This window comes from Alphaproteobacteria bacterium, from assembly GCA_019635875.1.
GTDB lineage: Bacteria > Pseudomonadota > Alphaproteobacteria > Reyranellales > Reyranellaceae > JAFAZJ01.
In genome coordinates this window covers 256900-269426 of sequence record JAHBYP010000005.1, presented here as the reverse complement: position 1 = coordinate 269426, position 12527 = coordinate 256900, and the positions used below count along the sequence as shown (strand labels likewise).

The 12527-nt window shown below is 68.1% G+C and carries 16 protein-coding genes and 1 tRNA gene; 9 read left to right on the top strand and 8 right to left on the bottom strand.

Annotated features, from left to right (window positions below):
• Positions 1-101: 101 nt before the first annotated feature.
• Positions 102-578: a hypothetical protein gene (locus KF889_19300; protein ID MBX3501593.1), complete on the top strand. Its 477-nt coding sequence runs from the start codon at positions 102-104 to the stop codon at positions 576-578.
• Here KF889_19300 and KF889_19295 read toward each other — a convergent pair.
• The 3 genes from KF889_19295 to KF889_19285 form a co-directional block, all read right to left on the bottom strand.
• The gene (locus tag KF889_19295; protein ID MBX3501592.1) at positions 575-919 is read right to left on the bottom strand and encodes a hypothetical protein; all 345 of its coding nucleotides are present in this window, start codon (positions 917-919) and stop codon (positions 575-577) included. The genes KF889_19300 and KF889_19295 overlap by 4 nt on opposite strands.
• 18 nt (positions 920-937) lie before the next feature.
• Positions 938-1498 (bottom strand): DNA-binding protein, encoded by a 561-nt coding sequence (locus KF889_19290; GenBank protein ID MBX3501591.1) that lies wholly within the window; start codon positions 1496-1498, stop codon positions 938-940.
• Between the two features lie 408 nt (positions 1499-1906).
• Positions 1907-2959 carry a GTP-binding protein gene (locus KF889_19285; GenBank protein ID MBX3501590.1) on the bottom strand — a complete coding sequence of 351 codons (1053 nt, stop codon included), beginning with the start codon at positions 2957-2959 and terminating at the stop codon, positions 1907-1909.
• Between the two features lie 183 nt (positions 2960-3142).
• Here KF889_19285 and KF889_19280 point away from each other — a divergent pair, with 183 nt between their 5' ends.
• Complete coding sequence (locus KF889_19280) at positions 3143-4234, top strand: cyclase family protein (protein MBX3501589.1); 1092 nt, start codon at positions 3143-3145, stop codon at positions 4232-4234.
• A gap of 276 nt (positions 4235-4510) precedes the next feature.
• Here the strand turns inward: KF889_19280 and KF889_19275 are convergent, their stop codons facing one another.
• The gene (locus KF889_19275) at positions 4511-5005 is read right to left on the bottom strand and encodes a DNA starvation/stationary phase protection protein (protein MBX3501588.1); all 495 of its coding nucleotides are present in this window, start codon (positions 5003-5005) and stop codon (positions 4511-4513) included.
• A gap of 169 nt (positions 5006-5174) precedes the next feature.
• On the opposite strand from KF889_19275, the gene KF889_19270 reads away from it, so the two are divergent.
• The 5 genes from KF889_19270 to KF889_19250 all read left to right on the top strand — a co-directional run bounded on the left by KF889_19270 (position 5175) and on the right by KF889_19250 (position 8854).
• Positions 5175-6014 (top strand): amidohydrolase, encoded by an 840-nt coding sequence (locus KF889_19270; protein MBX3501587.1) that lies wholly within the window; start codon positions 5175-5177, stop codon positions 6012-6014.
• Positions 6011-6472, top strand: a complete 462-nt coding sequence (locus KF889_19265; GenBank protein ID MBX3501586.1) for a hypothetical protein — start codon at positions 6011-6013, stop codon at positions 6470-6472. Before KF889_19270 ends, KF889_19265 begins: the two co-directional genes overlap by 4 nt.
• Entirely contained in the window at positions 6469-7665 is a 1197-nt protein-coding gene (locus KF889_19260; protein MBX3501585.1) for a hypothetical protein, read from the top strand. Before KF889_19265 ends, KF889_19260 begins: the two co-directional genes overlap by 4 nt.
• A 143-nt stretch (positions 7666-7808) precedes the next feature.
• Positions 7809-8426, top strand: coding sequence for a glutathione S-transferase N-terminal domain-containing protein (locus KF889_19255; protein ID MBX3501584.1), 618 nt, complete (start codon positions 7809-7811; stop codon positions 8424-8426).
• Entirely contained in the window at positions 8423-8854 is a 432-nt protein-coding gene (locus KF889_19250; protein ID MBX3501583.1) for a DUF3574 domain-containing protein, read from the top strand. Before KF889_19255 ends, KF889_19250 begins: the two co-directional genes overlap by 4 nt.
• Before the next feature lie 31 nt (positions 8855-8885).
• Here KF889_19250 and KF889_19245 read toward each other — a convergent pair whose 3' ends face one another.
• A complete protein-coding gene (locus KF889_19245; GenBank protein MBX3501582.1) occupies positions 8886-9290 on the bottom strand; it encodes a hypothetical protein in 405 nt (134 codons plus the stop codon).
• Positions 9291-9413: 123 nt separating this feature from the next.
• On the opposite strand from KF889_19245, the gene KF889_19240 reads away from it, so the two are divergent.
• On the top strand, positions 9414-10187 hold the full coding sequence (locus KF889_19240) for a hypothetical protein (GenBank protein ID MBX3501581.1): 774 nt from the start codon (positions 9414-9416) through the stop codon (positions 10185-10187).
• Between the two features lie 39 nt (positions 10188-10226).
• Here KF889_19240 and KF889_19235 read toward each other — a convergent pair whose 3' ends face one another.
• Positions 10227-11243, bottom strand: a complete 1017-nt coding sequence (locus tag KF889_19235) for an AraC family transcriptional regulator (protein ID MBX3501580.1) — start codon at positions 11241-11243, stop codon at positions 10227-10229.
• A 133-nt stretch (positions 11244-11376) separates the two neighbouring features.
• Here KF889_19235 and KF889_19230 point away from each other — a divergent pair, with 133 nt between their 5' ends.
• Positions 11377-11661, top strand: coding sequence for a DUF4242 domain-containing protein (locus tag KF889_19230; GenBank protein ID MBX3501579.1), 285 nt, complete (start codon positions 11377-11379; stop codon positions 11659-11661).
• 64 nt (positions 11662-11725) lie between these two features.
• Here the strand turns inward: KF889_19230 and KF889_19225 are convergent, their stop codons facing one another.
• Both KF889_19225 and KF889_19220 read right to left on the bottom strand, forming a co-directional pair.
• Positions 11726-12301: a hypothetical protein gene (locus KF889_19225; GenBank protein MBX3501578.1), complete on the bottom strand. Its 576-nt coding sequence runs from the start codon at positions 12299-12301 to the stop codon at positions 11726-11728.
• Between the two features lie 116 nt (positions 12302-12417).
• Positions 12418-12511 (bottom strand) — tRNA-Ser (locus KF889_19220).
• Positions 12512-12527: the final 16 nt, after the last annotated feature.

Sequence of the window (12527 nt, the reverse complement as noted above, 5' to 3'; positions counted from 1 at the left end):
CCCGTCATCCTGAGCGAAGCGAAGGATCTCCTCGAAACCGAGACTCCGCTTCAGGGAGATTCCTCGCTTCGCTCGGAATGACGCCTGGGTTGGGTCGTTAGATGGCCGTCAAGAGCCCCGCCATCCGCTACCTGCGCCTGGGCATCGGCGTCGTGATGGTCGCCGGCGCGGTCGTCTGGACCATCGATGTCTTCGGCTTCCCCGGCAAGCTGCGCCGCGGCGTCAACGAGGCGATCCGCAACACCGAGGGCGTGCTGCGCCTCGACACGGTGACGAACTTCGACTGGGACGAGGTCTCGGTGATCCCCGGCCACGGCGATCGCGAGAAGGCCAGCCAGTGCCTGGGAATCGCCGCCACCGACGAGGCGGTGACCGGCGAGGACATCGCCACCGTCGTCTTCGTGCGCGAGCGCGCGATCGCGCGCAGCTACCGCAGCCCGCGCCCGCCCTTCCTCTATCCGCTGGTGCCGTTCCAGCCCGGCCCGTGTCGCGTGAAGCGCGAGCACGCGCGCTTCAAGGTGACGCTCGATGCCGAGGGCCGCCACCTTCTCGTGCTGGTCGAACCGCCGGCACGTTAGTCCGGCAGCCGGTCGGGAAGCTCGTCGATCAGCCGCAGCGCCTCGCGGCCCATGGTGTCGCAGATGCGCATCGAGTCCTTGCGCGCCTCGATATCGCCCTTGCGGCGGATCTCCTGCAGCTCGGCGCGGCTCATGCCCACCTTGCCCTCGGCATGCGCGATGCCGCGCTCCAGCCTGCGCAGCTGCTCCGGGCTTGCCTTCACGCCGCAGGCGGGGATCGCATAGGAAATCGCGTAGAGCACGCCCAGCGTCATGCGCCAGTCGGTCTGTGCGGCGGCGGGGCGCATGGGGCCGGCGGCCAGCAGCGCGGCGAGAACAATGGCGGCGACGCGAAACGACATCGGCAACTCCAAGGCGATCTACGCATTCCGATAGAACATCATGCGCGCGCCGGGAAGCATCTGCGAGAGGATGTCGAAGTCGCCGATGTTCGCCGTCAGCAGCGTGAGGCCTTCCTTCAGCGCCTGCAGGAACAGGACACAGTCCTGAAGGGCATGCAAACTGTCGTCCTTGCTGTAGCCTTGCAGCCGACACAGGACACCCGACATCAGCGCCGCGCGACCGAGTACGTCGGCGTCGGGCGTGTGGACGCGATGCGGCCGCATCAGCTTGATCTGTGCGCCGACCGCCGCGACGGCGGTCCGCGGATCCGTCGGATCGAGCACGCCTACTGTGTGCATCAGTTCCTGGATGGCGACGGTCGAATGGTGGATGAAGCGCGCCGACATCACGTCGTCCAGCGTCGCCGGCGTGCGATCCTGCATCTGATCGATGTAGACGCAAGTGTCCAAGAGGAGTCGATGGCCGCCGGGCGCGCCAGTCCCGACGAATGGCAGCTGGCGATCGTCGCGCCGCCGCAACGACCCTTTGGCAATTCTTTGCGCCCATCGCCGCGCGGCGTCGAAATCGAGGTCGGCCACTCGGTAGCCGAGCTTCAACGTGGGGTCGACCGTGCCACGGGACTCGATGAACGCCTTCGGGAAGGGATCTTCCAGCGCGATCATCGCCAGGGCGTACTCGATCAGCCGGGTGTCGCTGTCGATGCCGCTCATCCGCTTGGCCTGCTGGACCAGGGCCGGACTCACGCGGCCGCTGATGCGCGCGCCCTTGCCCTCGAGCAGGCCCATTTCCGCCGCCTCCTGGAGGGTGCGATCGACCCTGGCGCGTTCCGCCGCCAGCGGATCCGGCCGCACGCGTTGCGCCCTGTATCCGGCGGATCTGCTTTGCCTGAGTCCGCCACGCGACCTGGCCATGCCAGCCACCCGTGTTCAACAAATTGCCGAGCTGTTGAACATACGTTAGCTGTCAGTCTTCAAGCGCGCTCGCCGTCACGCCATCTCCTTCATCTGCTGCCAGCTCGCCTCGACCGCCTCGCGTGACAGGTCGCGGGTGATGAAGACGATGCGCGAGCGGCGGTCGTCGTCGGGCCAGGCCGCGAGCGTCGTCGGCGGGTGGAAGGTGTTGTGCACGCCGTGGATCACCAGCGGCTGGCTCTCGCCGACCACGTTGAGCACGCCCTTCACGCGCAGCAGGCGGTCGGCCCAGTTGGCGCGCACCGCGGCGAGCCAGCGGTGGAAGGCGTCCCAGTCGAGCGGCGCCTCGAAGGTCAGGCAGAAGCTGCCGACATGCGCGTCGTGGCGGCTGGAGTCGTGGTGGTGGTGATGATGCCCGTGCCCATGCCCGTGTTCGTGCGCCTCGGCCGCCAGCCAGTCGCGCACGCGCTCGGTCTTGCCCTGCGGATCGAATGGCCCGGCATCGAACAGCAAGGCCGGGTCGATGGCGCCATGCGAGACCTCGTGGCGGCGCGCGCCGGGGTTCAGCGCGGCGATGCGCGTGTCGAGCGCGCCGCGCGTGCCGGCGTCGGCGAGGTCGCCCTTGGTCAACAGCAGGCGGTCGGCGACGGCGACCTGCTTGACCGCCTCGACCTGCGCGTCGAGCTGGCGCGCGCCATTCACCAGGTCGACCGTGGTGACGATGGCGTCGAGCCGATAGTCGTGGGCCGTGCCCGGGTTGTTCAGCATCAGGGCCACGATCGGTGCGGGATCGGCCAGCCCCGTGGTCTCGATCAGCACGCGGTCGAAGGGCGGCAGCTCCTCGCTCGCGCGCTTGCGGGCGATGTCGCGCAGTGTCTTCTCCAGATCACCCTTGATGGTGCAGCACACGCAGCCCGATTGCAGCAGCACCATCTCGCCGTCGACCGACTGCACGAAGAGGTGATCCAGCCCGACCTCGCCGAACTCGTTGACCAGCACCAGCGAACGCGCCATGCGCGCATCCTGCAGCACCCTGTTGAGCAGCGTGGTCTTGCCGCTGCCGAGGAAGCCGGTGATCAGCGCCACCGGCATGCGCTGCGCGGAACGATCGGGGTCGAAGAGGCTCATGCGCGCACGCTCCGTCGCTTTGCGGTGAGGGTCAAGCCTCGGGAAGACGACGCGCCACGTGCAGGAAGGCCAGATGTTATACTGTAACCTTCACGCGTTGTTCCGTTGACTGTTCGTTCAACTCGTCGCAGCGTTTGCGCGGTGCCACTGCGGGGACACGCGGGGCCGGCAACGGAGGAACACATGGACTCAAAATACCTGGAGCAGCAGGACGAGTTGAAGGCCGCAGGCAGCGAGCCCGATAGTCCGGAGCGTCGCAGCTTCCTCACTGGCGCCGGCGTGCTGGGCGGCGTGGCCGTGGCCGGCACGCTGATGGCGCAGGCGGCGCAGGCGCAACCGACGAAGGCGGCCGCGGTGGCGCTCAGCGACAAGCCGTGGTGGCCGCATCCCAAGTGGGGCAAGGACGACCAGGCCGGCGGCTCGAACTGGATCACGCCGGCCAAGGTGCTCGACGCCGCCAAGCTGATCAAGGACGGCAAGATCTACAACATGGGCCGGGTCTACGAATCGGCGATGCCCAAGTTCGGCGAGCGCGCCTTCACCCTGCGCATTCCCGGCACGCCCACCGGCGGCCCGTTCGGCGCCAACAAGCTGATCTACCACGACGAGTTCCTGGCCACCGAGATCGGCCAGACCGGCACGCAGTTCGACGGCCTCGCCCATATCGGCATCCAGATGGGCAAGGATGGCGACATGAACGACATGCGCTACTACAACGGCGTCACCGAATTCGAGATGGCCAGCGGCTACGGCATGAAGAAGCTCGGCATGGAGCACGTGAAGCCGTTCTTCACCCGCGGGCATCTGTTCGACATCGAGGCGGTGAAGGGCAAGATGATGGAGGCCGGCGAGGAGATCAAGGTCGCCGACCTGCGCGCGGCGCTGCAGAAGCAGGGCATGCAGGAAGCCGACATCAAGGAAGGCGACGCGGTGTTCTTCAACACCGGCTGGGGCAAGCTGTGGATGAAGAACAACGACAAGTACAACAACGGCGAACCCGGCATCGGGCTCGAGGTCGGCAAGTGGTGCATCGACAAGAACGTCTGCCTGACCGGCGGCGACTGCTGGGCGGTCGAGGTCGTGCCCAACCCCGACAAGAACCTGGCCTTCCCGGTGCACGGCGAGCTGATCACCAAGCACGGCATCTTCAACCACGAGAACCTGAACTTCGAGGGGCTGATCGCCGACAAGAAGTACCAGTTCGTCTACATCTTCACGCCGGCGCCGATCAAGGGCGCGACCGGCTCCAACGGCGCGCCGATCGCGGTCACCTGATCGTTTCGTGATCGGATGATGCCCCGCCGGCGCCAGCCGGCGGGGCTTTTCATTGGGCGCGCCCCAGCCAGGAGCGGCGCGGCCCGAAGACAATCAGCAAGCGATCAGGCGATCATCAACCCGAGCATCACGCGGACAGGTTGAGCTTTCCGTCATCCCGAGCGCAGCGAGGGATCCAGGCGGGCCGTAGATCCCTCGCATTCGCTCGGGATGACAGCCATGACTCAACCCGTCCGGATGGTGCTCAACGGCACACGCCGCGTGGCGCCGGCGCGCCTACTCCTCCAGCAGGCTGCGCAGCATCCACGCGGTCTTCTCGTGCACGTCGAGGCGCTGCGTGAGGAGGTCGGTGGTCGGCTGATCGTTGGCGGCCTCGACCACCGGCAACAGCCGGCGCGCGGTGCGCGCGGTGGCCTCCTGCGCGGCGACCAGGTGACGGACCATGTCGGTCGAGCGCGGCGAGCCCTCGACCTCCTTGATCGAGGCGAGGCGCACGAATTCCTTGTAGGTGCCCGGCGCGTGATGCCCGAGCGCGCGGATGCGCTCGGCGATCAGGTCGAGCGCGTTCCACTGCTCGGTGTACTGGGTCATGAACATCAGGTGCAGGCTGTTGAAGTCGGGCCCGGTGACGTTCCAGTGGAAATTGTGCGTCATCAGATAGAGCGTGTAGCTGTCGGCGAGCAGCGCCGAGAGGCCCTTGGCGATCTCGTCGCGCGCCTTGGCGCTGATGCCGATGTCGATCGGCGGGGCTTTGCCGGTGCTGCGCTTCATCTCACGCTCTCCCTTGTCCTCGTTCGCAGGTCGTGTCCCGCAAGTTAATCCAGTTCTCTCCCGGGGAAAACGGCGACACCTCGATGCGCGTCGAGCGCGGAAGCCGGCCGGCTGGCGGGCATGCGCGCGCCTGGGCTACACTGCGCGCGTTCGCAGCCGCGGAGGGCCCATGATCCTCTCACGACGCACGGTGAGCCGTCTTCTCGGTGCGGCCGCGCTCACGCCCCTGGCGGCGCGTGCCGCCGACGTGCTGCCGATCTTCGATGCGCATCTGCACTACAGCCACGACGCGGTCGAGGTGCTGCCGCCGGCCGACGCCATCGCGCTCTTGCGCAAGGCCGGGCTGAAGCGCGGCATGGTGTCGAGCTCGGACGACGCGGGCACGCAGAAGCTCTACGCGCTGGCGCCCGACCTGATCCTGCCGCAGCTGCGGCCCTATCGCCGGCGCGGCGAGCTGTCGACCTGGTACAGGGACGAGGGCGCGCTGAAGTACGTCGAGGAGCGCATCGCCCGCTACAAGTACGTCGCCATCGGCGAGTTCCATCTCTACGGCGCCGATGCCGACCTGCCGATCCCGCGCCGCATCGTCGAGCTGGCGAAGCGGCACAAGATCTTCCTGCACGCCCATTCCGACGCCGATTGCGTCGAGCGGCTGTTCCGGCAGGATGCGAACGCGCGCGTGCTGTGGGCGCATTCCGGCTTCATCCCGCCCGCGGATGTCGTGGCCGTGCTGCGCCGGCACAGGAACCTGTGGTGCGATCTCGCCTTCCGCAGCGACCAGGGCTCGGGCGGCAAGGTCGATGCCGGCTGGCGCGCGGCGTTCAGCGAGTTCCCCGACCGCTTCATGGTCGGCACCGACACCTTCACGCCGGAGCGCTGGCACTACGTCGTCGAGCACGCCAACTGGTCGCGCGCCTGGCTCGCCGATCTGCCCAGGGAGATCGCCGAGCGCATCGCCTGGCGCAACGGCGAGAGCGTGTTCGGCGGCATGATGTCGGCGGGCGGATGAATACCCGGGAGCGCCGGCGTCCCGCCGGCTTCTGGAAGAAGGCTGGCGGGACGCCGGCGCTCCCAAAGGCATTCCTGCTCTTGGTGCTGGCGTCGTCGCCGGCGATCGCCTGCGATCCGCCGTCGCTGGGCGCGCCGCGGCAGATCGTCGATTCGGCGCGCTACCGCATCGCCTGGAGCACGCGGCCCGATCCGATCGCCGTCGCCGAGCCCTTCGCGCTGGTGCTGTCGGTCTGCGCCCGGCCGGGCGCCGAGGCGGTCGAGGGCATCGCCGTCGATGCCGTCATGCCCGAGCATCGCCACGGCATGAACTACCGGCCCAGCGTGATCGACGGGCCCGGCGAGCGCTTCCTCGCCGAGGGCATGCTGTTCCACATGCCGGGCAAATGGCGCCTGATCTTCGACGTGCGCGCCGGCGGCATCACCGAACGGCTGACCCACGACCTGACGGTCGAATGATGCGCCGAGGCTGGCAGATCCTGCTGGCGATGCTGGGCGCCTGCCTGCCGCTGCTGCTGGCCTACGCCGACACCGACGAATGGAGCCCGGCCGAGCGCCGCGCCATCCTGCGCTTCGGCCCATGGCCGCCGCAGACGCAGCCTGACGCCTCCAACCGGGTCTCCGGCCGCGACGATGCGGCGCTGCTGGGCGAGCGGCTGTTCTTCGACCGCCGGCTGAGCGGCGGCGGCAACATGGCTTGCGACTGGTGCCACCTGCCGCAGCGCGACTGGGCCGACGGCTTCCGCCGCGGCGTCGGCCGGGACGTCGTCGATCGCAACACGCCCAGCCTGTGGAATGTCGGCGAGCGGCGCTGGCTGGGCTGGGACGGCGCGCATGACAGCCTGTGGAGCCAGAGCCTGCGGCCGATGATCGATCCGCGCGAGATGACGTCCTCGCCCGGGCAGATCGCCGCGCGCGTGCGCGCCGACGCCGATCTCGCCTGCCGCTACGAAAAGGTGTTCGGCACCGCGCCGGCATTGATGGACGACGAGCAGGTCCTGGTCGCCACCGGCAAGGCGCTGGCAGCCTTCCAGGAGACGCTGGTCAGCGGCCGCACGCCGTTCGACGCCTATCGCGATGCCGTGCTGCGCGGCGATGCGGCGGCGCAGGCGGCCTATCCCGATGCGGCCAGGCGCGGGCTGAAGATCTTCATCGGCAAGGGCAATTGCAGCCTCTGCCATTTCGGCCCGACCTTCAGCAACGGCGAGTTCGCCGACACCGGCGTGCCGTTCTTCATCGCACCCGGCCGCGTCGATCCCGGCCGCCACGGCGGCATCGCCCAGCTGCGCGCCAGCCCCTATACGCGCCTGGGTCCGCACAGCGACGAGCGCCAGGGCGACGGCACCACGCGCACGCGCCACGTCGAGCCGCAGCACCGCAATTTCGGCGAGTTCGCGGTGCCGCCTTTGCGCAACGTCGCACGCACCGCGCCCTACATGCACGCCGGCTCGCACGCCACCCTGCACGACGTGGTGCGCCATTACTCGGAGCTCGACGAGGATCGCCTGCACGCCGACGGCGAGCGCATCCTGGTGCCGCTGAAGCTCAGCCCGCGCGAAAGCGACGACCTCGTGGCCTTCCTCGAATCGCTCTCCGACTCGCCCACGCCCTTCGTGCGCCGCACCGCCGACGGCGATCCGCCTTGTCGTTGACACGCCCTGTCATCCCGAGCGCAGCGAGGGATCCAGACGGGGCTCAGGATCCCTCGCTGCGCTCGGAATGACAGAGGTTCTATTCGCCCGACGTTTGCTCTAGGGTCGCGCATCGTTCGAACGACTTCGCGGGGAAACGCCAGATGATCGACCTCTACACCTGGTCGACGCCCAACGGGCGCAAGGTCTCGATCATGCTCGAGGAGTGCGGCCTGCCGTACACCGTGCACAAGGTCGACATCACCAAGAACGAGCAGTTCAAGCCCGACTTCCTGAGGCTCAGCCCCAACAACAAGATCCCGGCGATTCTCGATCCCGACGGGCCGGGCGGGCCCTACAGCTGCTTCGAGACCGGCGCGATCCTGCTGTACCTCGCCGACAAGACCAACCGGTTCCTGCCCGCCGACCGCGCCAGGCGCTTCGACCACATCCAGTGGCTGATGTGGCAGATGGGCGGCTTCGGCCCGATCCTCGGCCAGACGCACCATTTCGTGCGCTTCGCGTCCGAGCAGGTGCCCTACGCGATCAAGCGCTTCACCGAGGAGACGGCTCGGCTCTACGGCGTGCTCGACAAGCGCCTGGCCGACAATGAGTGGTGCGGTGGCGCCGACTACGGCGTGGCCGATTTCGCGATCTACCCGTGGGCGGCGCGCCACGAATGGCACCGCATCGATCTGGCGGCCTATCCCAACGTCAAGCGCTGGTACGACACGATGGGCGCGCGCCCGGCGGTGAAGAAGGGGATGGCGGTGCCGGCGTGATACGCGGCGGCGCGATCGCCGCGCTGCTGACCTTCGCGCTCGGCGGTTGCGCGGCGGCGCCGTCCGGTGCGCCGACGGCGCCGGCATGTCGCGCGCCGCTCAAGGCGATGACCCAGGTCGATCTGTATTTCGGCCGCTACATCCCCGGCGGCGGTGGCGAGGTGAGCGACGCGCAGTGGCGCCGCTTCCTCGACGAGGTGGTCACGCCGCGCTTTCCCGACGGTCTGTCGGTGCTCGACGTGCACGGCCAGTGGAAGAGCACGCGCACCGGCACCATCGCGCGCGAGCGCAGCAAGCGGCTCTCCATCATCGTGCCCGACGCCGCCGCCGCGGCGGCGAATGTCGAGGCGATCAAGGCCGCCTACAGGCAGCGCTTTCGGCAGGAGTCGGTGCTGCAGTCGGAGGCCGCGGTTTGCGCGGCGTTCTGAACGCGGATGGCATCGCCACCGGTACGCGCGATCAGAGGCCGGCGTCCTCGCCATCGTCGAGGATGACGGCCTCGTCGTCGTCGGCTTCGACCAGGGCCGGATCCTCGGTGCATTCCAGTCGCGGACGCGACGCATGCTGGCGCCACTTCGCGAGCTCGGCGTGGCACACATCGCGGCTGACGCCGACGCGCAGCGGCATGACCTGGCAGCAGTCGCCAGCCGGCGTGGGTGTGGCGCCGCACAGGATGAGCGAGAGAATCCGGGCGTTCATGGTCGCGACCTCGCCACCGGCCGATAGGGCGGCAACGGTTTTGTAGGCGGCGCGCCGGCGCCTCGCCTTGACGCCGATCAATCTCCGCTGGCGATGTGGCCCGCAGCCGCCATCCAGTGCGTCGCGCACCCTGGATGCGGAATTCGGCAGGGCGGTGCCCGTCACAGAATGGTGCCAGTCCTCCGTGGATATCTTCGACATACGCCTTGATCCCGCCCCACATGCCCGGCTTCCTGCCACCACCTGCGGGCGCGCCGCGGGCAGGCCGGTTTGACCCAAAGAATCAGGATGAGTTTCCACATGTCGTTTGCTCGGCGAATTCTTTGCGCCCCGGTTGTGTTGCTTTGTTTTTCGACAACGGCTCTTGGGCGCGATGTGGATTCCGCCGAAGAGGAACGCGTCACGCTCGAGCAGGCGGCGAGCGCCTTCGACGCCGCCGCCCTGCGGATCAACGATGGCCGCCCGGCCCGCACCGCGCGCTGGACCGACCGGATCTATCTCGCCATCGCCGGATACTCCGGCATGCGTTCCGTTGCGCCCGAGATCGAGGCCGCGGTCCGCGAGGTGGCGCGAACCGCACGGGTTCCGGTGGAGCGGGTGGCCTTCAGCGACGATCGCGCCAACATGCTGTTCCGGCCCAGCGCGGGCGACGTCGGCAATGTGTCGGGATCGTCCTGTCGGGCCGCCGTGAGCTGGACCGAGGGCGCGATGCGCCGCGCCGAGATCACCGTCAACCTCGCCAACGAGAGTCGCATCACGCGCTGCATCAACCACGAGACGATGCATGCCTTCGGCTTGCGGTCCCACGCGCACGCGGCGCTGAGCGTGCTGAGCTACAGCCAGACGCAGCTGACCCGCCCCTCGAAGATCGACCATCTGATGATCGAGACCCTGTACGACGCCCGGCTGCATCCCGGGACGGAGCCGGTAGTGGCGACCCGCCTCGCCTGCGCCATCATGGCCGAGAAGCTCGGCGCGAGCGCCGCCGAGAAGGCGCGCCACTGCGAGGGACGCGACCTGCGCGCGGGCGGCCTGCTCAGCTCGCTGCGTGATCGGCAGTAGAATCACGTCCCGGACAAGTGGCGTGCGATCGGCCTGGTCTCATCTTCCTTCGCGCCTGCGCCACTGAGCGGGGGCGGTGCCGAGATGTCTCTGGAAGGCGCGGCTGAACGCTTCCTCTGATCCATAGCCGACCGTCTGGGCAACAGCCGCCAGTTTCATCGCGCCGTCCCTCATCAGGTCGGCGGCCAGCTGGATGCGCCATTCCGCGAGGTAGCGCATCGGCGACTGGCCAAGCCGTGTGCGGAATCTTTCATCGAGCACCGAGCGTGACGCAGCGGCTTGCCGCGCAAGCTCCTCCACTGTCCAGGGTCGGGCCGGCTCGGCATGGAGCAGGGCGAGCGCCCGGCTGACCACCGGATCGTTGATCGCTGCGAGCCAGCCGGCGTCGCTGGTGTCGTCCTCGCTATGGAGCCTCAGCGCCTCGGTGAGCAGCAGCTCCGCCATGCGTGCGGTCAGGGGCGCGCCCCCGTGTCGCGAATGCGCGCGCTCGTCGACCGCGTAGTTGACGCACGCCCTTACCAGGTCCGCCGTCGGTCCCGCCGGCGGGCGAACACGAAAGACCGCCGGCAAGCGGCGTATGAAGGAATTGAACAGCAGATCATCGCACTTCAGGTAGCCGCAGATGACCTCCGTCTGCTCGCCTCCGCCGTCGAACCGGCAGGTCGGCACGCCGATCCAGGGCGGCGGAGGCAGGAGCTCCGCAATCGGAATGGGCTCTGCTGCCTCAGAAGTGCTGCCCATCAAGTGTCGGTCGGCGTGCGGCAGCACGGCGACGTCGCCCGGTTCAAGCTCGATTCGCGAACTGCCTGCGCTGACCCACGCGTGCCCTTGCCGGACGATGTGAAAGAGGATCAGCCGCTGCGCGCCGGGAGCAAGCATCTCGACCAGATCGCGCGACTCCGGCGAATCGAACGTCCACCCCGCCGAATACTCGCCGCGAAGGAACATCGCGCCGTCGAGCCTGACGCGCGAGAGCACATCCGCCAGCAGTGCGGCCCTGTTGCGTTCTGGCGAAACGTCCGGGGTTTCGATCAGGAATTCCGGTGTCTCGATCATGGTCATCCTGGCCGCTTCGGCCGATCCTGTGCGGCATGGCTGAGGCTGAAGCGAGCAGGGTTCGCACGGCCAGCCAGTTTCCGGGCGTGCAGCTCGGAACCTGCAATCCATACTAACAGAAGGGCGCGACGCCATGCCGACCTATGTCATCGAACGAGAGATTCCCGGGGCCGACAAGCTGAGCGCCCAGCAACTCAAGGAGATCTCGGCCAAGTCGAACGAAGTGGTCGCGGGTCTGGGTGTGCCCTACAAGTGGATCACCAGCTACGTCGCCGGCGACAAGATCTACTGCGTGCATGAGGCGCCGAGCGCCGAGGTCGTTCTGCGGCATGCCAGCGAGGGCGGGTTCCCGGCCAGCAAGGTCACGGAAGTGGCTGCCTTCATCGGTCCGGCTACCGCGAACGGGTCCGGCTCCTGACGTCTGGCATCTGCTGCCCGGCCGGCGCCTTCTGCTGACGGATGGTGCCGGCCGGGTGATGCCATCAAGGGGCGGCGGCATTCGTCGTTCTGTCATCGGCTACGGACGACCGGCGCTCGATGCGGGCCGTCACGTCGTCGACCTCGTGCACAAGGTGCGCGAGGCGCCCCTTGGTGTCGCAGATCAGTGTGCAGGCGGGCCGCCGGAAGCGCCGGACGAATTCGCCCACCGGCGCGCGCCCAATATGGCGGACGGCGAAAGGCCGCAGGCCCTTGCTGGTTTCCGACGCTCGTCGCGCCTCGGATTTGCCTGGGGCGAACCTGAAGTTCTGGCCCGGCCGCGTGTCGCGCATATGGACGAATTCCCGCAGGCGCACGTAGTCGAACTCCAGGCTGAACGGAAAGTGCGCACCACCCGCCACGTTGAGCGGCTCGATGGACACCGCGATCTTGGCCTCGACCGAAGGGCCGGCATACTGCATGGACATGCCGTCGCGATTGCCGAACTGCCAGTACTTGGCGCCGACTGACGCGCCTGCAGCCATGCTGGACTGGAAGACACCGCCCACGGCGCCGACCACGTCGAAGCACGAGAGGGGCGCAGGATGATCGTCTTGTCGAGGCCCGGTCCATGCCGCCACCTCCAGTCTCCGTCAGGTTCATGAGAACTGCGAAGTCCCCTGGAAAACCGAGAACGACCTGCTTCGCCGCAGCGGGCGATTTCCGGTGTCGTCAGCGACTGAAAACGCGGGAAAAGTGGCGGAGGGGAAGGGATTCGAACCCTCGATAAGGCTTTAAGGCCCTATAACGGTTTAGCAAACCGCCGCCTTCGACCGCTCGGCCACCCCTCCGCAGGGACCGCCAAGA